The organism is Pseudonocardia sp. TMWB2A, assembly GCF_017312135.1.
In genome coordinates this window covers 1,269,216-1,294,883 of sequence record NZ_QKQY01000001.1, presented here as the reverse complement: position 1 = coordinate 1,294,883, position 25,668 = coordinate 1,269,216, and the positions used below count along the sequence as shown (strand labels likewise).

Genomic DNA, 25,668 nt, shown 5'->3' with positions numbered 1-25,668 from the left:
GAATTGGTTGCGCAGAGCGCTTTGGAGGAAGAATGAATTTCTCGCGTTATGCGTATCGTAGCCATCAGACACAGATTTTGTCGGAAGCCGATCTATACGCCTTGGTGGAACAGGCGCGGCGGCTGAATGCGCTGGACGGTATCACCGGTCTTCTTTTTATGAGCGGCGACTATTTCTTCCAGATTGTGGAAGGCGGCCATGACGCCATTGCCGACCTGAAACTGCGCCTCGCGCGGGACCCGCGCCACCAGTCCATCGAAACATTGTTGGACGAAGAGGCGGAGGAAAGACTATTTCTCGGTTGGGATATGCAGCTTGTCGAAAACGATAGCGATGTCCGCACCCAAGCCGTTGCTTCGCTAATTTCCCCGCGCCAATTGCCGGAAAATGTTGCGCTGTTTCTGCATATGAGGGCCGCCTGACCCGCACGCATCCGGCAAAATAATTGCCGCACGGCTGGGCTGTGATGAAAGGCCATATAAGCGCGCCGCCCGGCATGAGCCGCTGGCATGATGCGCGATGAACTCGGTTATAATGGAATATTTGGTCGGGACGAGAGGATTCGAACCTCCGACCCCCACACCCCCAGTGTGATGCGCTACCAGGCTGCGCTACGTCCCGACCGGAAGGTGCGCCAATAGGGGGATGTGGGCGGGGTGGCAAGGGGGTTTCTTTTATTGGTCGGGCTTATTTTATCGGGGCGGGGCAGCGGGTGGGGGGTTTTGGCCTTGTGGTAGGGGTGCGGTGTGATGGCGCGTGCGGGCTGCCGCTTCACGGAGCCACTACGCGCCGCCGCTTGCTTCTATCTCCTCGCACGGTCCCGCGTTGTTCGCCTCTTTGTTGCCCCTCAAGCACTATCTCCCGCGCATTCCGCCACGCTTCCCCCGCATCTTGCTTTGCGTTAAACATTGCCTGTCGCGCGCCCTTGTGATAGCCGCGCGCCACATTATGTCCGTTGGCCAGCGCGTTTCCTACAAGCTGGCTGGACGCAATTTCTATTGGAACTGGATATTCTATGTCGATTTCGGCGATTTTGGCGCAGGCCGCCCCCGCAGCAGCTGATGGAGCAGGCTCGATGGGCTGGATAGCTTTTGCGCCTTATGTGCTCATCTTTGTGGTGATGTATTTTCTCCTGATCCGCCCCCAGCAACAGCGCGTCAAAGCCCATCAGCGCAAGGTCAACGCGATCAGCCGCAATGATCAGGTCGTGACCGCTGGCGGCCTTGTCGGCAAGGTGGTGCGGGTCGATGATGATTATGCCGATGTTGAAATCGCCCAAGGGGTGAAGGTCAAGGTCGTCAAGGCGACCATCGCCGATGTGGTCTCCAGCGCCACCAAACCCGCCAACGATTAATCCCGCCTTTTTTCCGGCGCGCCTGCACTACCGGGCGCTCCACCACCCGATTTGCCTTTAAACCCAAGGCGCAAGCAGCGAACAGACAGGCTCTATCAATGCTCGATTTTCCCCGCTGGAAGACGATCTCCATCTGGCTCATCATCATTTTGGGGCTGGTCTTTTCAATCCCCTCGATGGTGCCCGAAAAGACGGTCGAAAGCTGGCCCTCCTTCGTTCCCAAAGAGCGCGTAAATCTTGGCCTCGACCTTGCGGGCGGCTCGCATATTTTGCTCGAAGCCGATGTTGCGGACGTGACCAAGATGCGCCTCGAAACGATGGAAAAGACCGTGCGTTCGCTGATGCGCGGGGAGCGCGGTTCCGGCAACAGCATCGAAATCGGCGATGTGCGCCGCGATAACAACAAGGTCAGCTTCACGGTCAACAACCCTGCACAAGTGCAGGAAGCGCGCCAGCGGCTTGACCGCGAAACACAGGTAGCGACTGGCCAGCGTGACTGGAATATTACGGTTGCCGACACCAATCGCTTCACGCTGACGCCGACCAAGGCGGGCATCGACAATGCGGTCAACAGCGCGATGGACGTGGCGACCGAAGTGGTGCGCAAGCGTATCGACGAAATGGGCACGCGCGAACCTACTATTATCCGTGCGAGCGCCGACCGTATCGTGGTGCAGGTGCCGGGGCTTCAGGATCCCAATGCACTGAAAGAATTGCTCGGCCAAACCGCGCGGCTCGAATTCAAGATGGTCAATGATGAGCCCGATGCGAGGGCACAAGCGGCCCAAGGCGTCGCGCCTCCGGGCTACGAGATTGTGCCGAGCGCCGAAGCCACTGGCGGGACCGAACTGCTGGCACGGCAGGTGATGATCAGCGGCGAACGTCTTATCAACGCGACGCAAGGCTATGACCAGAATGGCCGTCCGGTGGTCGACATCACCTTTGACTCGCAAGGCGCCAATACTTTTGCGCGCGTGACCCAGCAAAATACGAATAAACGGTTCGCGATGGTGCTGGACGGCAAAGTCCTGTCCGCGCCCACAATTAACGAGCCTATCCTTGGCGGTCGCGCACAGATTAGCGGTAATTTCAACGTAGATTCGGCCAACCAGCTTGCGATTGCGCTTCGTTCCGGTGCGCTTCCGGTCAAGTTGACGGTGGTTGAAGAACGCACGGTCGGTCCCGATCTGGGCGCGGATTCGATCCGCAAGGGTGTGCTCGCCGGTGTGATTGCCACCACTGCCGTTCTGGTGCTGATGCTGGTTTCTTATGGCCGGTTCGGTTTTTATGCGGACGTTGCGCTGGTCATCAACATCTTCCTCATTCTGGCGGTAATGGCCTTGTTCAATGCGACGCTGACCTTGCCGGGGATTGCGGGCTTTGTCCTCACCATCGGTGCGGCGGTGGACGCCAACGTCCTAATTAACGAGCGCATACGCGAAGAACTTAAACGGGGGCGAACGGCGGTCATGGCCATCGAGCATGGCTATAAAGAAGCCAGTCGCGCTATTTTCGACGCCAATATTACCAACGTCATTGCTGCGGCCTTGATGTTCTGGTTCGGCTCCGGCCCCGTCAAAGGCTTTGCCGTCGTTCTCACCATCGGGATTATCACATCGGTTTTCACCGCCGTGACCATGACCCGTATGTTTGTCGCGCATTGGGTCCACAAAACCCGCCCGACCGCACTTAATATCTAAAGGACCATCCCATGCGTTTGCTCAAACTGGTTCCGGACAATACCAATATCGACTTCCTCAAATGGCGGAAGGTTGCAATGGCGCTCAGCGTCATCATGATTGTCGCCTCGATTGCGCTGGTTGCGGTGCGTGGCCTTAATCTGGGCGTCGATTTTGTCGGCGGGCAGATGATGAGGGTGGAATTTACCAACCCGCCGCCGCTCGACCAATTGCGCTCCAAAGTGGATTCGCTGGGGCTTGGTGAGGCAACCATCCAGCAATTCGGATCGCCCAAGGATATTTCGATCCGAACGCCTTTGCCGGAAGGCGACAAAAGCGCAGCGGATGCCGCCGCCAACAAGCTGAAAGCAGGCATTCAGGCCGCTTATCCCGACGCAAAATTCGGGCAAGTGGATACGGTGTCGGGCAAGGTTTCGGGCGAGCTTATCACCACCGGTGCGCTCGCGCTGGGCCTCGCGATGATTGCCATTTCCATCTATATCTGGTTCCGCTTCGAATGGCAGTTCGGGGTGGGGGCGCTGTTCGCACTGTTCCATGACGTTGCGCTGACCTTCGGCTTTTTTGCGCTGACCCAGCTAGAATTTGACCTCAATATCGTCGCGGCCTTGCTGACGATTATCGGCTATTCGCTCAACGATACGATTGTGGTTTATGACCGTGTGCGTGAAAATCTCAAAAAATATCGCAAGATGGATATTGTTGCGCTGTTGAACCTGTCCGTCAACGAAACGCTGTCGCGCACGATCATGACCAATGTGTTCATGTTCATTACGCTGGGTGTGCTGCTGGTCATGGGGCCGGAAGTGATTTTCGGCTTCACCGCTGCAATGCTGCTCGGCATTTTCATCGGGACTTATTCGTCCGTCTATATGGCAGCGCCGCTGCTGGTGTGGATGAAGGTCGGCCCCGACAGCTTTACCGCGCGCGACACCGATGGCCCGGGCGGCGCAGAACGTACCGGCCCGCGCAAGAGCAACGACGGCGCTGTCGTTTAAATATCCTCTGCCCAAAAGGGAGGCAGAACCATCAAAGCCCCGCGAGCTTGCGCCAATGTGCGACCAGCTCGCGGGCATTTTTTTGCCAGCTAAAGCGGGCATGGACCATAGCCGAAGTGGTGTCCGGTAATGGCGGATGGGCGCGCAGATGTTTGACCGCTGCGGCCACGGCCTCCGGCGTGCGCTCGACAATCTGCACCGCGTCCGATCCCGGCGCGATTTCGCCTGCGCCGCCGACATTGCTGATGACAATCGGCGTCCCGCACGCCAGCGCCTCAAGCCAAGCATTGGCCAGGCCTTCACGCTCCGACACCAATATCATGGCATCCGAAGCTGCGAGCAGCATGGGAATATCCTTATGGGGGACCGCGCCCGCAAAGCGTACACGATCGGCAACGCCCACCTCTTCGGCGATGGCCGCAAGCCGCTCCTTGTCGGCCCCGACACCGGCCAAGACGTAACTAATGTCCGGCAAGAGGGGCAGCGCGCGAATGATAATCTCCTGCCCCTTGAGCGGAATTAACGCGCCGACCGTGCTGATGACGGTGCCGGAAAGGCCCAAAGCGGCCTTTGCGTCGGCGCGGGCGCGCGGTTTGAAATGGTCGGCATCAAGCCCGCTATGGTGAACTTTAATCTGATCTTCTGCCATGCCCAGCGCGGTCATGTCGGTTTTGAGAGCGGCGGATACGGCAAGAAGGCCGTCGGCTTGATGCCCGGCTTCGTTTATCTGCTGTGCGGTTGCGGGCTGGTGGCCCCAATAGGCGATATCCGAGCCTCGCGCTTTGATGGATACGGGGCGTTTGAGAGCCTTGCCGACTATTATGGCCGCAGGGCCGTCAGGATAGAAAAATTGCGCATCAATAATGTCGACGGAGGGGGCGGAGAGCTTTTGCAAAAGGTCGAGTATGGCCTTGGCCATATGTTGGCTGGCGAACCGTCCGCCGGTTCCGGGCCATATTGTGAAACGCGGGCGATAGACGGTCACGCCTTTCCATTGCTCGACTTGCGGCACCTCCGCAAATTCGCGATAGCGCGGATGGAGGGAGAGTGGCCAGACAGGCACCCCGATGGGCGCGACGATAGTGAGGTCAACCCCCGGTTGCCGCGCAGCTTCCAAAAGTGAGCGTTCTACAAAAACCCCGAAATTAGGACGGGTCGCGTCGGGGAACAGGCTGGCGATGGAAAGGACATGCAGCGGCGGCGCAGCGCTCATAAGCTGCGCACCAGACGGTTGGCGACGGCGATCCAGGCGGGGTTGGTGACGACCTGTTGGCGATGGCCTGCACCCGGCGGCAGGATGTGCAACATATCGGCATCGACAAAAATCAACCGCCCGAACAGGAAGCGACCTGCGGCGCGCGGCACCAATATGTCGCGGTTGAGTGCGCTGTTAATATCGGCGGCGTCAATCGGGCGGCACCAGATTTCATCACCCGTGCGATAATCGCCCGTGCTGCCGGTAACGCGCACCGCGACAAGGTCTGCGGTTGTTCGCACCGGTGCCAATCTTTCCACCTTAGTCGGCGCGCGCGCGCCATCGGGGGTGAGCAAGGCGGTGACGGTTAGCTGTTCTTCATCCGGCATTTGCACAAGGTCGGCGGGCGATACTTCGAGCGCATCGGCAATGCGGTTGAGCCAATCGAGTGACAAAGTCCGCATCCCGGTTTCAAGCCGCCCGATCGTTTGCGCGGTGGTGGGCGGCACACAGCGTTGCGCAACATCGTCCAAAGTCATGCTTTTGGCCTTGCGCACGGCGCGGATCGAATTGATCATAGCGAATATCCTTATCGGGTGTTATAACCTATATGGTTTTTTCTTTCCTACATCTTTTGCCAATTTGCAAGAGGGTATGAAGACGGATTCGTCTATCGCCCTGAACCGTCATGTGAATTTGCGAAAGAGACTATATGCCCAAAGCTGTCCGTAAGGCGCACATTGCGCGTAAAATGACCGACCTTGACTTGCCGCCCACGCAAAATCGCACATTGGTGACGCGCTGCCATCCCGATGATGTGCTGGACCCGGAGAAGATAGGGGGGAGGGCAGGAGACAGTGCCCGCCGCTCGGTTACCGTCAATATGCGCGAACATGCGATAGGCTGGCTCTATCATCGCACCCTTATCACCGGCATACAGTTTGCCGCCGCCGAAAAATTGCGCGCCGATTATGAGCGGGCCGGGCTTGTCCGGATGAGCATGATGCAATGGACTAAGACGGCGGACAAGACATCCCGTCGTGCGGGCGCTTCCCCCCATGAACCGACACTCGCGCAAATTGATGCCAAGCGCCGCTTTTATGCGGCGATTGACGCGGCGGGGCCGGGGCTTGCCGATATTTGCTGGCGGCTCATTTGCGCCAATGAAACGCTGACAGGCGCAGAAAAAGCACTAGGCTGGCCTGCGCGGTCGGGGCGGATCGTGCTGGGCATCGCGCTCGACCGGCTGGCAGACCATTATGGCTTGCGGCGTTAGGCCGCTCTTTAAGCCGCAGGCGGGGCGAGGGCGGCGCGCTCATAATGGACGATGAAATTGAGCATCGCGATATAGAGATGGTTGCGCTCGGCTTCGTCCAGCAGATCATGTGCATATTGGTCAAACGCAGGCCGGTCCTCGCGCACCGCGGCGGCGAACAGGTGAAGGACGAGCGTTTCGTCATGCGTCACCATGCAGCCGCAAGGCGTACAGACCGCGAGCGGCTCCGGCCATACAGCCCCGATGGCATGAGCGACGAGCATGAATTTGCGCACCGTAGCGGCATCGCCCAATTCTTCGACCAGCTTGGCCGCAGTCGAGGAGGCATTGCGGCGCAAATGCGGAACCAGCCTGAGGCTGCGCAACATTTTGCTGCCAAAGGGTTCAAGGTCGCGCGTGCGGGGCAGGGCGGCCCAGCAAAAGGGGGATGTCATGCTTTATCCTCTTCCAGAGTATGTGGAAGAAGGGCGTAGCGTTAATGATAATAGTTCGCAATAGCGAATTTTAAGGCAGCTATTATCGGTTTAAATTTTCCACCATTTCGGCCAGTTCCAGCCAGCGCATTTCGGACTCATCCTTTTCATTGCGTAGCGCGTCGAGTTCGGCGGTGAGCTTTTCAAACAATAAGGGGTCGCGGCGATAGAGCGCCGGATCGTGGAGCGCGGCTTCGACCTCGGAAATGCGGTTGTCGAGACTGCTGACCTTGTCGGGGAGCAGCTCATAATCGCGCTGGTCCTTATAGCTCAGCTTGACGCTACGCGGCGGAGGGGGAGGCGGTGCGGCTTCGCGCGCAACTGCCTTGGCGGCGGGTGCGGTGCGTTTGGGCGGATTGCGCTTGGCCTCCCAATCGGCATAGCCGCCCGCAATAATGTCAATCTTTCCCGACCCGTCGAGACCCAACGTGACCGTCACCGTGCGGTCCAAAAAGTCGCGATCATGGCTGACGATAAGGACGGTGCCGTCATAATCAGCAATCACTTCCTGTAACAGATCGAGCGTTTCGAGGTCGAGATCATTGGTCGGCTCGTCCAGCACCAACAGGTTCGATTCACGCGCAAATTCGCGGGCGAGGAGCAGGCGCGACTGCTCGCCGCCCGATAAGGTTCCCACCCGCGCTTCGACTAGTGACGGGTCGAACAGGAAATCTTTGAGATAGCCTTGGACATGCTTTTTTTCGCCGCGCACGGTGACCCAATCGCCGCCATCGGCGATAATGTCGCGCACCTGCTTTTCCGGCGATAACAGGCTGCGCTGCTGGTCGATCATGATGCCATTCAATGTCTTGGCGCGCGTGACCGTGCCGCTATCGGGCTCGACTTCGCCGGTCAGCATTTTGAGCAAAGTGGTCTTGCCCGCGCCATTGGCCCCGACAATCCCGATCCGGTCGCCGCGCTGGATGCGCAAGGTGAAATCCTTGATGATCGTGCGGTCGCCATAATTTTTGCTGACATGATCGGCGCTGATGACCGATTTGGTCTTATTGTCATTGGCAACCACCGCGAGCTTGGCCGCTCCTTGCGGCCCCAGCATAGCCGCGCGCTGCGCCCGCATTTCATAAAGTTTGGCAAGGCGGCCTTGGTTGCGCTTGCGGCGTGCGGTCACGCCGCGTTCCAGCCAATGCGCCTCGATTTTAAGCTTGGCGTCTAGCTTGTCCGCCGCGCGGGTTTCTTCAGCATAGACTTTCTCCATCCATGCTTCAAAGCCGCCAAAACCCATTTCGTTGCGCCGGATATTGCCGCGATCGAGCCATAAAGTCTGACGGGTGAGGCGGGTCAAAAAGGTGCGGTCATGGCTGATGACCACGAACGCGCCATTATAACGGTTGAGCCAGCTTTCGAGCCAGTCAATCGCGGCAAGGTCGAGATGGTTGGTCGGCTCGTCGAGCAGTAAAAGGTCCGGTTCGCTCGCAAGCGCGCGGCAAATCGCGGCGCGGCGGCGTTCACCCCCGCTCGCGGTCGCGGCCTTGCGGTTGAGATCAATGCCAAGCTGGTCGGCAATCGCTTCGACCTCATATTGTTGCGGCGCGCGTTCGCCATGGATCGCATAATCAAGCAAGGTTTCGAATGCGGTGACATCCGGGTCTTGCTCCAGCACGACGACATTGGTCCCGGGCACGATGGTGCGCTTGCCTTCGTCAGGTTCGATGCTGCCCGCAATCAGTTTGAGCAAGGTCGTCTTGCCCGCGCCATTGCGGCCGATGAGCGCCAGCCGGTCGCGCTCGCCAATATAAATGTCGAGATGACGGAACAGCCAGCCGGAGCCTTGGACAAGCCCCAGATTTTCAAAAGCCAAAATAGGTGCAGACATGGGCCCGCCGCTTACAGCGCGGCAGGTGACGGGGCAAGAGGGCGCGGGTTTATCCGATGAAAAGCCATATAGCTTCGTCATTCCCGGCTTGACCGGGAATCCATCTCCAGACAGCGCCGTTAAGCGCCCGCTTACCGCAGCGGGCCACCACTTCCGATACCACAATAACCATCAAGTTAAACCCCGATGACCACCGGGTTCAGCCATTTGTCAGGGAACTCTTTCTATTGGGGTTTCGTTCAACGCCGTGATGAGGGTATTTGGAGGACCATGAATGAAACCTATGATGATTTTGGCCGCGCTTGCGCTGGCTACCAGCCCCGCTGCGCTTTCCGCACAAGTGCAACAGGTGATGCACGTGGAAGCTGACGCCCCGCTGGTTACGCTCACCGTTCAGGAAGAGGTGCAGTCCGAACCGACGCTTGCGACGATGAATGCGGGCGTGGTGACACAGGCCTCGACCGCGAGCGAGGCTTTGCGGCAAAATGCGCAAAAGATGAATTCGGTCGTCGCCGAACTTAAAAAGCGCGGCGTCGCGGCCAAGGATATCCAGACATCGGGTATCAACCTCAACCCCCAATATAATTATAATAACCGCGAAGGGCAGCCGCCACAGCTTACCGGCTATCAGGCGAGCAATAATGTCACGCTGAAAACGCGCGACCTCACCAAGATTGGCGCGTTGCTCGATGCGCTGGTCGCGGTGGGTGGCAATAATATTAGCGGGCCGAGCTTCAGCATCGAAAATGATACGGCGCTCAAAACATTGGCGCGCGAAAAGGCGCTCAAGACCGCCGCCGCGCAGGCCGATTTTTATGCCAAGCAAACCGGCTTTACGCGCGCCAAGCTGGTGTCGATTACCGAAGGCGCGATCATGAATAGCGGTCCGCGTCCGATGATGATGGAAGCGCGCGCGGCGGGTAAGGCCGACTTCTCGCCGGTCGAGCCGGGCGAGGTTGGCACTGCGGTCACGCTCACCATCCAGTATCGCCTCGAAAAATAAGCGCGCCGCGCTTTTATAGTGCTTGACGTAAGGCAGGGCTTCCTCTTAAGGGGACGCCCTGCTTTTCGGCTGGCCAACGCCGCCGGAAGCACCTGATGTGGCGATCGTAGCTCAGTTGGTTAGAGCGCCGGTTTGTGGTACCGGAGGTCGCGGGTTCGGATCCCGTCGATCGCCCCATTTTTTCCGCATGACATTTCAATGATGTTTTTTCTGCTGACAAGTTACACTCGGTAGATTATTACGCGATGCTGTAATTATATTTCACGGCATTGAGGAATTTATCATGCGCGCTGTCTGGGACTTGCCCGATTTTGACGACCACGAACATGTCCATATGTTCACCGACCGCGCAACCGGCCTCAAAGCGATTATCTCGGTTCATTCGACCCATTTAGGCCCGGCAGCGGGTGGCACGCGCTATTGGACTTATGCCGATCGCCAGACCGCGGTGACCGATGCGCTGCGCCTGTCGCGCGGGATGAGCTATAAAAATGCGATGGCCGGTCTCCCGTTGGGTGGCGGCAAGGCGGTCATTCTGGCGGATGACAAGGCGCCCAAAACGCCTGAATATCTTGCCGCCTTTGGCCGCTCGGTGAACCTGCTTGGCGGCAGCTATGTGACCGCCGAAGATGTCGGCATGTCGGTTGACGATATGGTCGCGATTTCCAAGCAAACCAAATTCATTTCCGGCCTTCCGGTCGAAGGCGGCGAAGCGGGCGGAGACCCGGGACCGTTCACCGCTTATGGCGTGTATCTGGGCATCAAGGCTGCGGCCAAGGAAGCCTTTGGCAGCGACGATATGGCCGGACGCCATGTTGCGCTCCAGGGCGTCGGCAGCGTTGGCGGCAATGTCGCCAAGCGGCTGGCGGCCGAAGGCGCAAAGCTGACACTCGCTGATTTCAACGCGGATAAGGCTAAGGCCCTTGCGGCGGAACTGGGCGCGGAAATTGCCGACAAGGACGCGATCATGACGGTCGCCGCCGACATTTTCAGCCCCAATGCGCTGGGTGCCATCCTGACCGCCGAAAGCGTTGCCGCGTTGCAGGCACCGGTCATTGCAGGCGCGGCCAATAACCAGCTTGCGACCGCCAGCGTTGGCCAACTCGTCCATGATCGCGGCATTGTCTATGCGCCCGATTATGTCATCAATGCAGGCGGCATTATCAATGTCGGGCTGGAATATCTGGGGCAGGGCAATAGCGACGAGGTCAATAGCCGCATCGACCTTATTCCGGGGCGGCTTGCGGAAATCTGGGCGACGAGCAAAGCGCAAAACCGTCCGGCATCCGAAGTGGCCGACGCGATGGCGCAAAAGCTTATTGGCCGGTAATTCGCGCCAAAATGCCGCAACGCAAAGCATAATTTGACGCCAAGCGCATCCTGACGGCACTTGTTGACTTAAATCAGTGGAATCGCTGCGCCACTTCGCCTAAAGGCTCGGGCAACCATGCACGCCTATGCCAATCCGACGCGATTCCTGAAGATTGCCCGCCCGCTAACCCCTTGGCTGACGGGGCTGGGTTTGGCGCTGCTCGCAGTTGGCGCGTGGGCCGGATTGACGCAGACGCCGCCCGACTATCTCCAGGGTGAAACCGTCCGCATCATGTATGTCCATGTGCCCGCCGCTTGGTTAGGGATGGGCGGATGGACCAGCCTTGCGATAGCGGGGCTGGTGCAGCTTGTCTGGCGGCATCCGCTGGCCGGGATTGCCGCGCGCGCGATTGCGGTGCCGGGCATGTTGTTCACCGCATTATGCCTTGCGACCGGTTCGATCTGGGGCAAGCCGACGTGGGGGACATGGTGGGAATGGGACGGGCGCATGACCTCGATGCTTGTGCTGCTGTTCCTTTATGCAGGCTTTATCGCGCTTGCCAATGCGAGCGAGGACGAGGGCGGGCAGAAGGGCAGCTTGTCCAAGGTTGCCGCCATTTATGCGCTGGTCGGCGCGGTCAATATTCCGATTATCAACCGTTCGGTGGTGTGGTGGAACAGCCTCCACCAAGGGCCGAGCATTACCGCGCGCGGGAGCAGCATTGATGGCGCAATATTGTGGCCATTATGGCTGACGCTGATCGGCTTTTCGCTGCTGTTCGCAGCGATTGTGCTGATGCGGATGCGCGCGACGATTGCCAATATCCGGGTCGAAGCGCGGATGCGGCGCTTGGCGCTGGAGAGCGAATGATGGGGAAGGGCGGATAATGGGCGCGGATCCTTCTATGTGGGGCGGGCAATGGGATTTTGTCTGGGCGGCCTATGCGCTGACCTTCCTGCTTTCTGCGCTGGTTTTGGGGGGCGCCTATCTTGCGATGCGCCGCGCCGAAGCCCGCGCCGATGCTTTGAGGCGCAGCCGTGACTGATATGCCGCAATCTTCCGCTTCTCCCAAAATGAAAGCCAAGCATCAGCGGCTGGTTTTGGCGCTACTGGCGTTGGTCGCTGTGATTGGCGCAGGCTTGCTGGCGGCGTCGGCGTTGAAGGATGAAGCCGCTTATTTTTATTCACCGTCGGACATTTACGATAAGAAACCTGCGCCCGGCGAGGCGATCAGGCTTGGCGGGATGGTGAAGCACGGGACTTTGCGCAAGGAGGCTGATGGTGTGACCATCCGCTTTGTTGTGAGCGATGGCGATGCAAGCGTGCCGGTGCGGTTCAAAGGGATCGCCCCTGATCTGTTCAAGGAAGGGTCGGGCATGGTGGCGGATGGAACGCTTGGCGCGGACCGGGTTTTTGTGGCGGATAAAATCCTTGCCAAACATGATGAAAATTACATGCCGCCGCAAATGGCCGACCAGATGACGCCCAAAGCGGGCGCGCAGAAACCCGCGGATAACATGCCGGAATCGCGCGAAAATCAAGTGGTGGAGCGCCGGGTAGCAGAGGCCGCGCAATCCAAGGAGCAATCCCGGGAAATGCCAGCGCAATGATAGCGGAAACCGGCCTTGCCTTGCTGTGGTTTGCCGCAGCCTTGGCGATCATCCAGATCATTTTGGGGAGCCTGTCGCTGCAGGCCGGACGGCAGGTTTTGGCGGGGGCGGTGCGGCCGGTGGCGGTTGCGCAAGGATTGCTGACCATTGCCGCTTTTGCCTGTCTTATCTGGCTATTTGTCCAGACAGATTTGTCGGTCGATCTGGTTGCGCGCAACAGCCATGCCGACAAGCCGATGCTGTTCAAGGTCGCAGGGGCTTGGGGCAATCATGAAGGCTCGATGCTGCTATGGGTTGCGGTTCTGGGCTTGGCGGGCGCAGGCGTTGCGCTGTTCGAACGGCGCATCAGCACACGCACCTTGGTTGCGACTTTACTTTCACAATCGGCGCTATCTTTAGGATTTTACGCCTTTTTATTATTTTCATCCAACCCCTTCACGCGCCTAGACCCGCCAGCGCCGCAAGGGATGGGCCTCAACCCGCTGCTGCAAGACCCCGGTCTCGCTTTCCACCCGCCGACGCTCTATATCGGCTATGTCGGCCTGTCGGTCGCGTTCAGCTTTGCGGTCGGCGCGCTCATCACCCGCGAGGTCGGCCCCGCTTTTGCACGCGCGATGCGGCCTTGGGTGCTGATAGCGTGGATATTCCTCACCATCGGTATCACGGCGGGCAGCTATTGGGCGTATTATGAGCTGGGTTGGGGCGGCTGGTGGTTCTGGGATCCGGTCGAAAATGCCTCGCTCGTCCCTTGGCTCGCCGCGACCGCCTTGCTCCATTCGGTGAGCGTTACCGCGACCCGCGACGCGTTGAGGGCGTGGACCGTGATGCTCGCGGTGGTTGCTTTTTCGATGTCGATGGTCGGCACCTTTATCGTACGCTCCGGCCTTTTGACCAGCGTCCATGCCTTTGCGGTGGACCCCAGCCGCGGCACCTTCATCCTGGCCCTCCTCGTCCTTTATATCGGCGGAGCCTTGGCGCTGTTCGGCGCGCGCATCGGCACCGTCACCGAAGGCGAAAAATTCGATCTGGTGAGCCGCGAAGGTGGCCTCGTCATCAATAATCTGCTGCTTTCGGTCATCCTCGCAGTGACACTCATCGGCACCTTATGGCCTATGGTCGCCGAAGCGATGGGCGATAAAGTCTCGATCGGCCCGCCTTATTTCAACAAGGTCAACGGTCCCATCGCGCTGCTGCTTGTGCTTGCGATGGCGGTCGGCCCGCTATTGCGTTGGCGGCGCGACAATGCCGCCGCCCTCATCAATAAGCTCCTTATCCCCTTGTTCGTGCTGATCGCCGCGCTCGTCGCCGTGCTGATATTCAGCGGCGGCAAGATTGGCTGGATGCCCGCCGCTGGCTTGACGCTCGCGATAGGCGTCGGCTTTGCCAGCCTCTTGCCGCTCAAGGGCCGCAAGCTAAGCCGCACGCCGCTTACCATCTGGGGCATGGTGCTCGCGCATCTCGGCATTGCGGTCAGCCTTGGCGGGATGGCCGCCGACAGCGCCTTTACGGTGGAAAAGCTGGTCGCGGCCAAGCCCGGCGATGTAGTGCGCGTCGCCCATTGGCGCGTGCTGATGGTCGAAACCGCACCGGTCGCGGGGCCGAACTGGACCGCGATTGAAGGACGGCTTGCGGTGCGCAATGGCGATAAGGGCGCGCGCATCATCATGAAGCCGCAATCGCGCACCTTCATGCAGCCGATGCAGCGCGACGAAAGCGGGATGCCGATGAGCACCGTCACCAATGAGGCCGCGCTCCTCACCCGCTGGAACGGCCAGCTTTACGCGGTGCTGGGCGAGCCGACCGATGATGGCCGCTGGCAGCTTCGCCTGTGGTGGAAGCCGTTCGTCACGCTCATCTGGTTTGGCGGCTTGATGATTGCGGCGGGCGGGCTGCTCGCGCTCATCGGCCGGATTGAAATATTCAAGCGTATGCGCCGCTTTTTCAAGCGCCGCGCGGATCGCCGTTGGGAGCGTGACTGATGAAATTGTGGGTCAAATGGGTGCCGATCATGGTCGCAGCTTTGCTGTTCGGCATGTTCCTGTGGCACCTCACCGATGCGCCGTCGCAGCAGCAGGCAATTGCGTCCAAATGGATCAACAAGCCGATGCCGACGTTCGACCTGCCGCCCGCAACGGCGGGGGTAGAGGGCCTCAAGAGCAGCGACCTTGCCACCGGCCAGCCGCGCATCGTCAATATTTTTGCAAGCTGGTGCATCCCGTGCGCGGCCGAAGCGCCGATGCTCGAAAAACTCAAGGAAAAGGGCGTCATCATTGACGGCATCGCGATCCGCGACAAGCCCGAAGATGTCGCCAAATTCTTAGAAAAGCATGGCAATCCTTATGCGCGCATCGGCGCCGATATGGATAGCGGCGTGCAAATTGCGATTGGCTCGTCCGGCGTTCCCGAAAGCTTCCTTATCGACGGCAAGGGCGTGGTGCGCGAACAGATACAGGGCGTGATTACCGACGACATGATACCGGAGATTATTGCCAAGCTGGACGCAATGAAATGAAGCAGTTGCGGCTCTTTTTTGTGATGCTTTCTATGCTGGTCGCGGCCTATTCCGCGACCGCGCAGGACAAGGTGCCGCCCGCCGCTTATGCTTATAAACAGCTTGAAGACCCCGCGCAGGAAGCCAAGGCGCAGGCGCTTATGGAAACACTACGTTGCCTGACCTGCCAGAGCCAGTCGGTCGCGGATAGCGATGCGAGCATGGCGGGCGATGTGCGCAATGTCGTGCGGCAGAAAATCAAGGCGGGCGAAGAACCCGAAGCGGTGCGCCAATGGCTGATCGACCGTTATGGCAGTTGGATCAGCTATGATCCTCCCGCGACCGGTTCGACGCTGATCCTGTGGCTGTTGCCCTTGCTGTTATTGCTGGTGGCGGCCTTTGTCGCGTGGCAGCGGTTCAGCCGCGTCGGCGGCGATGGCCCGGTGGTCGAGCGCAGCGATACCGGCTTGGGCGCGCCGGATATGGATGATGAAGGGAGCGCCCCGCTATGACCAATGCCTGGTTCATCATTTTGCCGCTCGCAATCCTCTTATGGCTGGTGCTGGCCTTTCTGACGCCGCTCCCCAAGGACGGGCGCTTGCCGGTGGCCGCCGCGATGGCGCTGGGGCTTGCGGGCTATAGCTGGCAAGGGATGCCCGATGTGCCGGGCGCGCCGGTTGAAAAAACGGTCAAGATGGACGGATTTGGCGAGGTCATCGAAGCGCCGCTGGCGGGTATGACCGACCGTTATGGCGCACCGGCGCGTATCATCGCGCTGGCCGATGCGTTCACGCGGCAGGGCAATATGTCGAACGCCGCGCGGCTCCTTTATGGCGGCACCTTGCGCTATCCGGACAATGCCGACCTGTGGGTGGCTTATGGCAATGCGCTGGCCGAAGCGTCCGAAGGGGTGATGACCCCCGCCGCAGTGATGGCGTTCGAACAGGCGCGCACCCTCGACCCCGCGCATCCCGGACCGCAGCTTTTTCTGGGGCTTGCCCATGCGCAAAAGGAAGATTGGGCGGGCGCGCGGACCGAATGGCAAGGCCTGCTCGACCGCAGCCCCGCTAACGCCCCCTGGCGCGAAGATCTGGTCGCGCGGCTGAAAATGCTCGATATGGCCGAAGCCAAGGATCGCGGCGCACAGCCTGTTGAAAACGCACAGCCTGTTGAAAACACCACCGAAGCAACGGCGGGTTCGGCAACAGACCCGGATTGATGGTTCTTTTCCTGAAAAATCCTCCCCTGTAAAATCCTCCCCGCCTGCGGGGAGGGGGACCATCCGCACAAGCGGATGGTGGAGGGGGCTTGCGGTTTACGCTGCGTAAGAAGGATAGCCCCCTCCGTCATTTGCTGGCGCAAATGCCACCTCCCCTTTCAGGGGAGGATTTTGGGGGCGGGTGGGCATAGCAGGCTATCCTCCCCGCAGGCGGGGAGGAATATCTCTAATCTCTACCAAATCGCCTAACAAAAACCATAGATTGCACCCTGTCGCCGGGCGTGGTAGCGCGCGGCTCTTCATGCTTGTAGCACCGGACTATCCGGCGTAAATGGAGACACCGCCAGCGCGCGAGCATTGGCATCGACAGGGTAAGCTATGACCGAAACCGTTACTGCTTCGCGGCCAGCGAAGCCGGACCCGCATCACACCGACATTGACGAAGAGCGCGGCCACCATCATGGGGGCTCGATTGCGACCCTGATCGCTGGCTCGATCGGCGTGGTGTTTGGCGACATCGGCACCAGCCCGATCTATGCGTTCCGCGAAACTTTCAACGGCCATCACCCGATCCAGCCGGACCAGCTCCATATTTATGGCGTGCTGAGCCTTGTATTCTGGTCGATGATGCTGGTGGTGACATTGAAATATGTCCTCATCATCATGCGCGCGGACAATAAGGGCGAGGGCGGGAGCTTGGCGCTGCTGGCGCTTATCAACCGCAGCACCGAGGGCGCGAAATGGACTGCGCCGATTGTGTTGCTCGGCGTGTTTGCGACCGCGCTTTTCTATGGCGATTCGATGATTACGCCTGCCATGTCGGTCCTTTCCGCGACCGAAGGGCTTCAATATATCAGCCCCGGTTTCAAGCCCTATATCGTGCCGATTGCGGTCGGCATCCTGTTCGGCCTGTTCGCGATCCAGTCGCGCGGCACCGAAAAGGTCGGCAAATTATTCGGGCCGATCATGATTCTCTATTTCCTCACCCTTGCGGTGATGGGCGTGTCGCATCTTGTCGATATGCCGATTGTTGCGTGGGAGATGATTAATCCGTGGAATGCGGTGCAGTTTTTCATAACCGACGGTTTCCGCGCCTTTATCGCGATGGGCTCGGTCGTGCTGGCGATTACGGGGGCCGAGGCGCTCTACGCCGATATGGGCCATTTCGGGCGCAAGCCGATTGGTATGAGCTGGATGTTCTTTGTGCTGCCCTGTCTGCTGCTCAACTATATGGGGCAGGGGGCGATGGTGCTGAGCGCGCCGCCCGAACAAATGGCCGAGCTTATCAAGGATCCCTTCTTCTTGCTCGCACCCGACCAGTTCCGTTTGCCGGTGGTTATCCTTGCGCTGCTCGCGACGATTATTGCGAGCCAAGCGGTGATTTCGGGCGCTTTCTCGCTCACCCAACAAGCGATCCAGTTGGGCTTCATGCCGCGTATGCGTATCCAGCATACGAGTGAAAAAGCGGCGGGGCAGATTTATATTCCGGCGGTCAACTGGGCGTTGATGATTGCGGTCATCCTGCTCGTGCTGTTCTTCGGTTCGTCGAGCAATCTTGCGGCGGCTTATGGTATCGCGGTGACGGGGGCGATGTTTATCGACACCATCCTCATCGCGGTGGTGCTGGTATCGCTGTGGAAATGGCCAATGTGGAAGGCCGCGCCCTTGGTGCTGGTGTTTATCATCGTCGATATTTCCTACTTTGGCGCGAATCTTATCAAGGTGCCGGATGGCGGCTGGGTGCCGCTCTTCATGGGATTGTTCATCTTCACGCTGCTCACCACCTGGTCGCGCGGGCGCAAGCTGATGCAGGACCGTATGAAAGAAGCGGCGATGCCCATCCCCGTCTTCATCACCAGCGCCGCGAGCAGCGCCACGCGCGTGCCCGGAACAGCGGTGTTCATGACCTCCAGCCCGACCGGTGTGCCGCACGCTCTGCTGCATAATCTGAAGCATAACCGCGTGCTGCATGAACGCATCATCCTGCTCACCATCAAGATTATGGATGTGCCGGTGGTCGATGAAGAAAAGCAAACTACGGTCGAAGATCTGGGCGATGGCTTCCACCGCATGATCATCCGCTATGGCTTTATGCAGGAACCCGATGTGCCCGCCGCACTGTTGCGCAACAAAGGCTGCGGGGCGACGTTCAAGATGATGGAAACCAGCTTCTTCCTGTCGCGCCAGACGTTGCTGCCTTCCTCCAAGCCCGGCATGTTCCTGTGGCGCGAAAAGCTATTCGCATGGATGATGCGCAACGCGGAAGGCGCAATGGAATTTTTCCGCCTGCCCACCAACCGCGTGGTCGAATTGGGCAGTCAGGTGGAGATTTAGGGGAGTGGGATTTCCCCTACGTTCGTCATTTCCCAACCTTCGTCATTCCCGGCTTGACCGGGATTCCATCTCCGGACCTATAGGTTGTCACCATCCGCGCCGGTGTGTTCGACCGTGCGGTCGGGAGATGGATTCCCGCTTTCGCGGGAATGACGAGAGTGTGAGGACTGAAGAAGGGTGGGGGCCGACGACGGTTGGGAAATGACGCGGCTTTGGAAGGGTTAGCGCCGCAAAATCATGGCATTAGTCGAATGCGGAGGGACGGGCCAATCCAACCCAACCCCTCACCCCACCAACGCTTCGACATCCTTGCGGAAGGTCGTGGGCAATTTATAGGCTTTGCCGCCGACCGTCACGAACATGCCGGTGTCGCCGCTCATCGAGCCTGCAATCACCCGTTCCTTGCCGTCTTGGCAGGCGAGGCGGATGACGAGGCGGGCGTCAATGCTGGGCGCATCGCTCAAGGTCGCGGACGCGCCATCCAGCACGGCGGCAAGTTTCGTCAGGCGCGGGTCGCCGCTGCGCAATTCGGTGACTTTGCCCATCTCTTCGGCGCGTTCGGGCGAGAGCGCGGCGCGCGTCATCAAGGCTTCATCGACAAGGGCGATTTTGGCAGAAGCAATGGCGCAATGTCCGCGCAGCGTGTCACTCATGGCAGTCTCCGGCGCTTGAGGTTGTTTATGGTTGGCGGGCGCTGCCGAACAAGCCGCCGCGCCCAAGGCGAGCGACGATAGCAGCATCGCCTTTCCGATGTTAGCGATATTGCCGATAGCGGCGGGCGGGGAAGGCATAAAATCGGTGCGCCTTTTCAATCGGGAAGCCTCTTCGGGTCAGGGAAACGGATGCTATCACAATCCCCTGACCCGAAGATGAACCGGTGAGGGACCGGTTCGTTCCTTTTATCAGCTATGCTCGGTCGGAGAACCGACATGGACGACATCGCCCAAATGGTCCGTGCGCGTCGGCTCGCCCAAATCATTGGCGATGGTCGTTTCCGATCCTGTAATTACGCGCTTTTCTTCGGTATTATGGTAATTGTCACCCGTGGGTTTGGGCGTGATCATGTTCACCGCATGGTCGACTTCATGGATGAAGCCCATGGCCGGAGACTGGAATTTTTCGGTGCCGCCCACTTTCAAGGCCGAACGCGGATCCCATCCGATTTCACCATTATTGGGGTCGAAATAATCTTCATGCTTATTGTTGATCTTGACCACCTGATTGTCGGGCAGCTTGGCGAGCAAGGCTACCGCAGTCGGCGACACGGCCTTACCGTTCGCGTCCGCGCGCTGGAGATATTCGAGCATCGCCTTGAAGTCCGCGCGGTCCTGCTTGCTCGCACCGACCAGCTTGAAATCGTCAATGGTCTTGGCACCTTCTACCGTGGTCGAAGGCGCGGTCGGGCCAGTCGGGCCTTCAGGCTTGCCGGGCTTTTGCGGCTGTTTGCCGGCACCGCCCAACAAATCCTGGATGAAGTTGCGCAACGCATCGACAATATCCTGGATAAAGCCTTCGCCGCGCGCCTGCACTTGCTGCGTGCGGGCCAGTTCGCCTTGCTGCACGGGGGTAAGATTTTGCGGGGCAATACCGCCGGTGCCAAGGCCTTGCGCGCCCGCGACATTACCGGTCAGCGCCGGATGGAGGCCATTTTGGGCAAGTCCGCCCTGCATCGGCTGGAGCGCCGTGCGGCTGGTTGGGGTAGCACCGGATATTTGCATCACACACCTCGAGCATCTGAATAGACCAACAGGGTCAATAAGGGCGGGCGCCGGATGTGGTTTTGCCGGATACGCCCTTCGAGGGAAAATGTAACCCTGCTGTAACAATGCCACCATCAGCGATTCGTTTAGATGGCCCACCGTTCGGCGATGGAATTGCTTCGGTTCATCGTGAAATATGCGGGCGTTGGGGCAAGTGGGCCGTGAGGACGGGCGACTCCGCGGGCCTGCTGATATTGCGGGGCAGTCGGAAACCCGCGTTAGAAACCCGCCTTAAAAACCGGTCGGCGTGCGGCCTTCAAGCCGTGCCTTGATGCGCGCCTCTTCGGCAAGACGACGTTGCTGGTCAATATAGCGTTCGGTCGATTTTTCGCTGTCTTTGACAAGGTCGCGGGCCGTTTCGGCCCATTGTTGCTGGTCGCGCTGCAGCGCCTGATTTTGCATGTCGCGCAGCCGCTGTGCCTCGCCCTGCCGCACCGGCGACGTGAGGACATTGCACACGGTCGAACAGACGCCATCGACCACCGCAATCCCGGTATCCACCACCGCTTCGACCACCGCGACAAGGCCGGTCAGGATCGGGCAATCGGGGTTGGAGGCGTGGGGGTGGGCGTGTGGGTGAGTATGATCGCGCGGGGCGGGGGTTTCGGCATGGCTCTGCCTAACCGCGCCCTGTTCGTGTCGGGCATAGTCAGCGCACCCGGCCCCTTTATTATCCGCCTCTCGACTTCGCTCGACACGAACGGAAGAAGGGATGACGGGCGTCGGAAGATCATTTTGGCCCATAAGGCCCGCGACCTGCTCGCGCCCGTTTGCCCTATTTGCTGTCACGCCTGACACTTGCATATCCGCCTCGCTCGTCCGTCCGGTTATGGCGGAAAGTGTAGGCAATATCGCAACCCGCGACCATCAGCGATTCGTTTAGAAAGGGCAGATTTCTGCCCCTTCCATTCACTTCATCTTGGCGAGCAATTCTTCCTTGGCGGCGCGATATTCGGCTTCGAAAATATCGACGCGTTCGGCAACGCTGGTGATGGCGTCGATCGCGCCAACCCCTTGACCGGACCCCCAAATATCCTTCCACGCCTTGGCGCTGCTATTGCCGCCGGAGCCGAAATCCATCGCGCTCAAATCGCCTTCGGGGAGGTTGTCGGGGTCCATTCCCATCTTCACAATCGACCCGCGCAGATAATTGCCATGCACGCCGGTGAAGAGGTTGGAATAGACAATGTCGGCTGCGGTCGAATCGACAATTTCCTGCTTATATTCGGGCTGTGCATTGGCTTCATGCGTTGCGATGAAGGCCGAGCCGATATAGGCAAGGTCTGCGCCCATCGCTTGCGCCGACAAGATGGAGCGCCCGCTCGCAATCGAACCGGACAGCGCGACGGGACCGTCGAACCAACTGCGGATTTCCTGCATCAAAGCGAAGGGCGATTGCACGCCCGCATGACCGCCTGCGCCTGCTGCAACCGGGATGAGGCCATCCGCACCCTTTTCAATCGCCTTGCGCGCAAAGCGGTCATTGATAATGTCATGGAAGGTAATGCCGCCCCAGCCATGCACGGCCTGGTTCAAATCTTCGCGCGCGCCCAAAGAGGTAATGATGATCGGCACCTGCCATTTGGCGCAGGTCATAAGGTCCGCTTCCAGCCGGTCGTTCGAGCGGTGGACAATCTGGTTGACCGCAAAGGGCGCGGCTGGACGGTCGGGATTGTCGCGATTATGCGCGGCCAATTCTTCGGTAATCTGGTGCAGCCATTCGTCGAGCAACGTCTGAGGCCGCGCGTTCAATGCGGGAAAGCTGCCGACAATCCCCGCCTTGCACTGGGCGATGACCAGCTCCGGCCCCGAAATGATGAACAAGGGCGACCCGATGACGGGCAGGCGTAGCTTGTCGAACAGGGGCGAAGGCAGCGACATGGATATGATTCTCCCAAGGGCATTATCAGTGGTGGAGCGCCCAAGATTGCCGCATTTTCCGGCCCTGTCCAGTGCTGTTTGACGTTTACGTCAAGTCGGGTGGAAGCCGTAAGGTCAGCTTGATGGCTGGTCTGCCATGTCGCGGGGCTTGGCGGCACTCAGCCGCACGTCAACCAGCGTGAAAAAGCCGACTCCGGCCAAGACCAGCGCGGTGCCGACCGCTTCGGGCCAGCCGAACGGCTCGCCCAAAAGCTGCACCGCCAGCACGACCGTCACGACAGGGCTTAAGGTGGCGATAATCGCATTGCCCTGTGCGCCGATGCGCGCGGTGCCAGCCGACATGAGGAAGGCGGGCACGACGGTTGCGAACAGCGCAAGGGTGAGGACCAGCGGCCAGGCCGCGCGGCTGACGGCCAAATCGCTGACCGGATGGGTCAGGAAAAATTGCGCCATGATCGACGCGCCCGCCGCGCTCATCGCAATGGCGGTGAACAGCGCCGCGCCGCATTTGACGATCATCTCGCGCGCGAATAATTGGTAACAGGCAAAGGTGAAGGCCGCCGCCAACACATAGGCCGCCCCGGCCAAATGCGCAGGGGACAGCCGTTCGGGCGCACCGCCGAACATCGCCAAAATCCCCGCATAGCTGATGACCGCGCCGCCTATCGCGTGCCAGCTTAACGGACGGCGGTAAATCGCCCAGCCGAGCAGGATTACGAAAAAAGGATAGGTGAACAGGATCAGCCGTTCCGATTGCGCATCCAGATGCACCAGCCCTTCAAAATCGAGCCAGGAGGAAAGATGATAGCCGACCATGCCGACCAAGGCAGCCAGCGCCATATCCTTGCGCGATGGCCGCGTGGCAAGCGGCCTACGCCGCCATTCGGCAAGGCCTACCAATAAGAACACGGGCGTGGACAACAGCATCCGCCATGCGAGCAACGGCGCAACGCCAACGTCATGTGCGTAAGTGAGTTTCACTATCACGCCCTTGGCCGCAAACAGCATCGCCCCCAAAGCCGACAGGATAAAGCCGGTCAAAATCCACCCGCGCGAACGGGGGAGCGTGATGCTGGATTTTTGCGGGCCGACCATGATGATTTTTGAACCTTTAATTCATGCAGGGGCGCAATTTTTTATTAATAACGCAATATTTACCGCTAGCCCTGAGCCTGTCGGGGCCGAAGGCGACCGCAGGTCAACGGCGTCTATCAGACAACGGCGTCTATCGGTTAGGGGCGTCTATCGGTTAGGCAAAAGCAGCATCGAGGACCGTCCTTCGACAGGCTCAGGACTAGCGGTGGTTGGACCCTATATACAGTTTCACACCCCGTTCGCTGCGCTCAAAATCGCGCGCACGCTGGCGGTTGCGACGTCGGTGTCCAGCCCGCAACCGAACACGCTTTTGCCGTCGGCTGTCTTACATTCGACATAGGCCGCCGCTTGCACGTCCGAACCGTGGCCGATGGCGTGTTCGCTATAATCGACGATTTCCAGAACCGGACCGGTCGTTTCGGCCAGCGCCGCGATGACCGAAGACATGAGGCCGTTGCCGCGCCCCGATACGCTGGTGGTTTCGCCCGCGACACGGATTTTGCCGACGAAAATACGGTCATTGCCGCTCTTCGTTTCGTGCCATTCGTCGAGGATGAAGCGGCCATTTTGCTGGTCGATATAGCTGCGCTCGAACGCCTGCCAAATATCGTCTGCGCCCAGTTCCCGGCTGCTGTCGTCGGCGAGCTTTTGCACCACATGGCTGAAGCTTGCCTGCATCCGCTTGGGGAGTTTGAGGCCCTTGTCCTGCTCCAGCACCCACGCAACCCCGCCCTTGCCGGATTGGGAATTGACGCGGATGACGGCTTCATAGCTGCGGCCCAGATCAGCGGGGTCGATGGGGAGGTAGGGGACTTCCCACACATCGTCATTGCGCGCGGATTGGGCGGCAAAGCCTTTCTTGATCGCGTCCTGATGGCTCCCCGAAAAAGCGGTGAACACCAGCTCGCCGCCATAAGGATGACGTGGATGGACCGGCAATTGGTTGCAATATTCAACCGTCGAAATCACCTCGTCAATATCGGAAAAATCGAGGCCGGGATTGACGCCTTGGGTGTACATATTGAGCGCGACGGTCACGAGGTCGCAATTGCCGGTGCGCTCACCATTGCCGAACAGACAGCCTTCGACCCGGTCCGCGCCCGCCATCATGCCGAGTTCCGCGGCCGCAACGCCGGTGCCGCGATCATTATGCGTGTGGAGCGAAACCACCACCGCATCGCGATGGGGGATATGCCGCCCGAAATATTCGATCTGGTCGGCATAGACATTGGGCGAGGAACATTCGACTGTCGCGGGCAGGTTGAAGATGATCGGATGGTCGGGCGTGGGCTGGAGAATTTCCATCACCGCCGTGCAGACCTCCAGACTGAAATCCAGTTCGGCGGTCGAAAATGTTTCGGGCGAATATTGGAACATCCAGTCGGTGCCGGAATATTTGGCCGCCTGGTCGCGCATGATTTTCGCGCCCTCGACCGCAATCGCGCGCACTTCGTCGCGGCTCATATTGAACACGATATTGCGCCATGCGGGACTGACCGCATTATAGAGATGGACAATCGCGCGCTGTGCGCCTTCCAGACTTGCAAAGCTGGTTTCGATGAGGTCGCGGCGCGATTGGGTCAGCACTTGGACGGTCACATCGTCGGGGATTTTATCGGCCCGCACGAGGCCGGAGATAAAGTCGAACTCGGTCGCGCCCGCGCTGGGGAATCCGACTTCGATTTCCTTCAAACCCACCTTCACCAAAAGGTCAAAGAAACGCTGTTTCTTTTCCGCGTCCATCGGGTCGATGAGCGCCTGATTACCGTCGCGCATATCGGTCGACAGCCAGCGCGGCGCGTGGGTGATGGTGCGGGCGGGCCATTGCCGGTCGGGCAAATTGATAGGCGGAAAGGCACGATATTTTTGCGAAGGGTCGGCGCGCATGGTCATGAAAATGTCTGCTTCTTGTCGTCGGGGTTTTGAAAGGCTTTTAGCGGGAAATCACCCTTGGGCCGTGCCTGCGGTCCGCTTGGGCAGAGCGCAGGAGAAATGTCACGCCCAAGGGCGCGTAAGTCGACGTAGAAGGAGGCCGGGAAGAATTCCGGTTGCAGCAGTCATGCGCCACCATGTGCCGCCATTCGCCCGCGCTGTCCAGCGGCTTTGTCGATTAAATTGTTACCGATGTAACCGGAT

The 25,668-nt window shown here is 59.5% G+C and carries 25 protein-coding genes and 2 tRNA genes; 16 read left to right on the top strand and 11 right to left on the bottom strand.

Annotated features, from left to right (window positions below; translation table 11 throughout):
• Nucleotides 1-32: 32 nt before the first annotated feature.
• Complete coding sequence (locus tag DMP17_RS06050; RefSeq protein ID WP_337828161.1) at nucleotides 33-422, top strand: BLUF domain-containing protein; 390 nt, start codon at nucleotides 33-35, stop codon at nucleotides 420-422.
• Between the two features lie 122 nt (nucleotides 423-544).
• Here DMP17_RS06050 and DMP17_RS06045 read toward each other — a convergent pair.
• Nucleotides 545-621: transfer RNA gene (locus DMP17_RS06045), tRNA-Pro, on the bottom strand.
• A gap of 394 nt (nucleotides 622-1,015) precedes the next feature.
• On the opposite strand from DMP17_RS06045, the gene yajC reads away from it, so the two are divergent.
• From yajC to secF, 3 genes are all read left to right on the top strand, one after another.
• Nucleotides 1,016-1,354 carry a preprotein translocase subunit YajC gene (yajC, locus tag DMP17_RS06040; protein WP_337828160.1) on the top strand — a complete coding sequence of 113 codons (339 nt, stop codon included), beginning with the start codon at nucleotides 1,016-1,018 and terminating at the stop codon, nucleotides 1,352-1,354.
• Nucleotides 1,355-1,452: 98 nt separating this feature from the next.
• Nucleotides 1,453-3,054, top strand: coding sequence for a protein translocase subunit SecD (gene secD / locus DMP17_RS06035; RefSeq protein ID WP_337828159.1), 1,602 nt, complete (start codon nucleotides 1,453-1,455; stop codon nucleotides 3,052-3,054).
• Between the two features lie 11 nt (nucleotides 3,055-3,065).
• Nucleotides 3,066-4,049: a protein translocase subunit SecF gene (gene secF / locus DMP17_RS06030; protein ID WP_337828158.1), complete on the top strand. Its 984-nt coding sequence runs from the start codon at nucleotides 3,066-3,068 to the stop codon at nucleotides 4,047-4,049.
• Nucleotides 4,050-4,080: 31 nt separating this feature from the next.
• On the opposite strand, the gene DMP17_RS06025 is transcribed toward secF, so the two are convergent.
• Nucleotides 4,081-5,262 (bottom strand): glycosyltransferase, encoded by a 1,182-nt coding sequence (locus DMP17_RS06025; protein WP_337828157.1) that lies wholly within the window; start codon nucleotides 5,260-5,262, stop codon nucleotides 4,081-4,083.
• The gene (locus DMP17_RS06020; protein WP_337828156.1) at nucleotides 5,259-5,822 is read right to left on the bottom strand and encodes a helix-turn-helix domain-containing protein; all 564 of its coding nucleotides are present in this window, start codon (nucleotides 5,820-5,822) and stop codon (nucleotides 5,259-5,261) included. The genes DMP17_RS06025 and DMP17_RS06020 overlap by 4 nt, the downstream gene beginning before the upstream one ends.
• 173 nt (nucleotides 5,823-5,995) lie before the next feature.
• On the opposite strand from DMP17_RS06020, the gene DMP17_RS06015 reads away from it, so the two are divergent.
• Nucleotides 5,996-6,520: a DUF6456 domain-containing protein gene (locus DMP17_RS06015; RefSeq protein ID WP_337828155.1), complete on the top strand. Its 525-nt coding sequence runs from the start codon at nucleotides 5,996-5,998 to the stop codon at nucleotides 6,518-6,520.
• An 8-nt stretch (nucleotides 6,521-6,528) separates the two neighbouring features.
• Here DMP17_RS06015 and DMP17_RS06010 read toward each other — a convergent pair whose 3' ends face one another.
• Both DMP17_RS06010 and DMP17_RS06005 read right to left on the bottom strand, forming a co-directional pair.
• Complete coding sequence (locus DMP17_RS06010) at nucleotides 6,529-6,954, bottom strand: hypothetical protein (RefSeq protein ID WP_337828154.1); 426 nt, start codon at nucleotides 6,952-6,954, stop codon at nucleotides 6,529-6,531.
• Between the two features lie 82 nt (nucleotides 6,955-7,036).
• Nucleotides 7,037-8,992: an ABC-F family ATP-binding cassette domain-containing protein gene (locus DMP17_RS06005; RefSeq protein WP_337828153.1), complete on the bottom strand. Its 1,956-nt coding sequence runs from the start codon at nucleotides 8,990-8,992 to the stop codon at nucleotides 7,037-7,039.
• Between the two features lie 109 nt (nucleotides 8,993-9,101).
• Here DMP17_RS06005 and DMP17_RS06000 point away from each other — a divergent pair, with 109 nt between their 5' ends.
• From DMP17_RS06000 to DMP17_RS05950, 11 genes are all read left to right on the top strand, one after another.
• Nucleotides 9,102-9,830 (top strand): SIMPL domain-containing protein, encoded by a 729-nt coding sequence (locus DMP17_RS06000; protein ID WP_337828152.1) that lies wholly within the window; start codon nucleotides 9,102-9,104, stop codon nucleotides 9,828-9,830.
• A 100-nt stretch (nucleotides 9,831-9,930) separates the two neighbouring features.
• Nucleotides 9,931-10,007, top strand: a tRNA-His gene (locus DMP17_RS05995).
• Between the two features lie 157 nt (nucleotides 10,008-10,164).
• Complete coding sequence (locus DMP17_RS05990) at nucleotides 10,165-11,160, top strand: Glu/Leu/Phe/Val family dehydrogenase (RefSeq protein WP_337828151.1); 996 nt, start codon at nucleotides 10,165-10,167, stop codon at nucleotides 11,158-11,160.
• A gap of 117 nt (nucleotides 11,161-11,277) precedes the next feature.
• Nucleotides 11,278-12,012: a heme ABC transporter permease CcmC gene (gene ccmC, locus DMP17_RS05985; protein WP_337828150.1), complete on the top strand. Its 735-nt coding sequence runs from the start codon at nucleotides 11,278-11,280 to the stop codon at nucleotides 12,010-12,012.
• Between the two features lie 16 nt (nucleotides 12,013-12,028).
• Nucleotides 12,029-12,187, top strand: a complete 159-nt coding sequence (locus DMP17_RS05980) for a hypothetical protein (protein ID WP_337828149.1) — start codon at nucleotides 12,029-12,031, stop codon at nucleotides 12,185-12,187.
• A gap of 1 nt (nucleotide 12,188) precedes the next feature.
• Entirely contained in the window at nucleotides 12,189-12,752 is a 564-nt protein-coding gene (ccmE, locus tag DMP17_RS05975; protein WP_337829764.1) for a cytochrome c maturation protein CcmE, read from the top strand.
• Nucleotides 12,753-12,793: 41 nt separating this feature from the next.
• Complete coding sequence (locus DMP17_RS05970; RefSeq protein WP_337828148.1) at nucleotides 12,794-14,731, top strand: heme lyase CcmF/NrfE family subunit; 1,938 nt, start codon at nucleotides 12,794-12,796, stop codon at nucleotides 14,729-14,731.
• Nucleotides 14,731-15,264 (top strand): redoxin family protein, encoded by a 534-nt coding sequence (locus DMP17_RS05965; RefSeq protein WP_337828147.1) that lies wholly within the window; start codon nucleotides 14,731-14,733, stop codon nucleotides 15,262-15,264. The genes DMP17_RS05970 and DMP17_RS05965 overlap by 1 nt, the downstream gene beginning before the upstream one ends.
• Nucleotides 15,261-15,755 carry a cytochrome c-type biogenesis protein gene (locus DMP17_RS05960; protein ID WP_337828146.1) on the top strand — a complete coding sequence of 165 codons (495 nt, stop codon included), beginning with the start codon at nucleotides 15,261-15,263 and terminating at the stop codon, nucleotides 15,753-15,755. The genes DMP17_RS05965 and DMP17_RS05960 overlap by 4 nt, the downstream gene beginning before the upstream one ends.
• Complete coding sequence (locus tag DMP17_RS05955) at nucleotides 15,752-16,462, top strand: tetratricopeptide repeat protein (protein WP_337828145.1); 711 nt, start codon at nucleotides 15,752-15,754, stop codon at nucleotides 16,460-16,462. Before DMP17_RS05960 ends, DMP17_RS05955 begins: the two co-directional genes overlap by 4 nt.
• Before the next feature lie 378 nt (nucleotides 16,463-16,840).
• Entirely contained in the window at nucleotides 16,841-18,796 is a 1,956-nt protein-coding gene (locus DMP17_RS05950; RefSeq protein WP_337828144.1) for a potassium transporter Kup, read from the top strand.
• A 284-nt stretch (nucleotides 18,797-19,080) separates the two neighbouring features.
• Here DMP17_RS05950 and DMP17_RS05945 read toward each other — a convergent pair whose 3' ends face one another.
• The 6 genes from DMP17_RS05945 to leuA form a co-directional block, all read right to left on the bottom strand.
• Nucleotides 19,081-19,449 (bottom strand): hypothetical protein, encoded by a 369-nt coding sequence (locus DMP17_RS05945; RefSeq protein ID WP_337828143.1) that lies wholly within the window; start codon nucleotides 19,447-19,449, stop codon nucleotides 19,081-19,083.
• A gap of 249 nt (nucleotides 19,450-19,698) precedes the next feature.
• A complete protein-coding gene (locus DMP17_RS05940) occupies nucleotides 19,699-20,517 on the bottom strand; it encodes a hypothetical protein (RefSeq protein ID WP_337828142.1) in 819 nt (272 codons plus the stop codon).
• A gap of 270 nt (nucleotides 20,518-20,787) precedes the next feature.
• Nucleotides 20,788-21,072: a hypothetical protein gene (locus DMP17_RS05935; RefSeq protein ID WP_337828141.1), complete on the bottom strand. Its 285-nt coding sequence runs from the start codon at nucleotides 21,070-21,072 to the stop codon at nucleotides 20,788-20,790.
• A 393-nt stretch (nucleotides 21,073-21,465) separates the two neighbouring features.
• Entirely contained in the window at nucleotides 21,466-22,437 is a 972-nt protein-coding gene (locus tag DMP17_RS05930; protein WP_337828140.1) for an NAD(P)H-dependent flavin oxidoreductase, read from the bottom strand.
• Nucleotides 22,438-22,551: 114 nt separating this feature from the next.
• A complete protein-coding gene (locus tag DMP17_RS05925; RefSeq protein WP_337828139.1) occupies nucleotides 22,552-23,532 on the bottom strand; it encodes a DMT family transporter in 981 nt (326 codons plus the stop codon).
• A gap of 228 nt (nucleotides 23,533-23,760) precedes the next feature.
• Complete coding sequence (leuA, locus tag DMP17_RS05920) at nucleotides 23,761-25,425, bottom strand: 2-isopropylmalate synthase (RefSeq protein ID WP_337828138.1); 1,665 nt, start codon at nucleotides 25,423-25,425, stop codon at nucleotides 23,761-23,763.
• Nucleotides 25,426-25,668 lie beyond the last annotated feature (243 nt).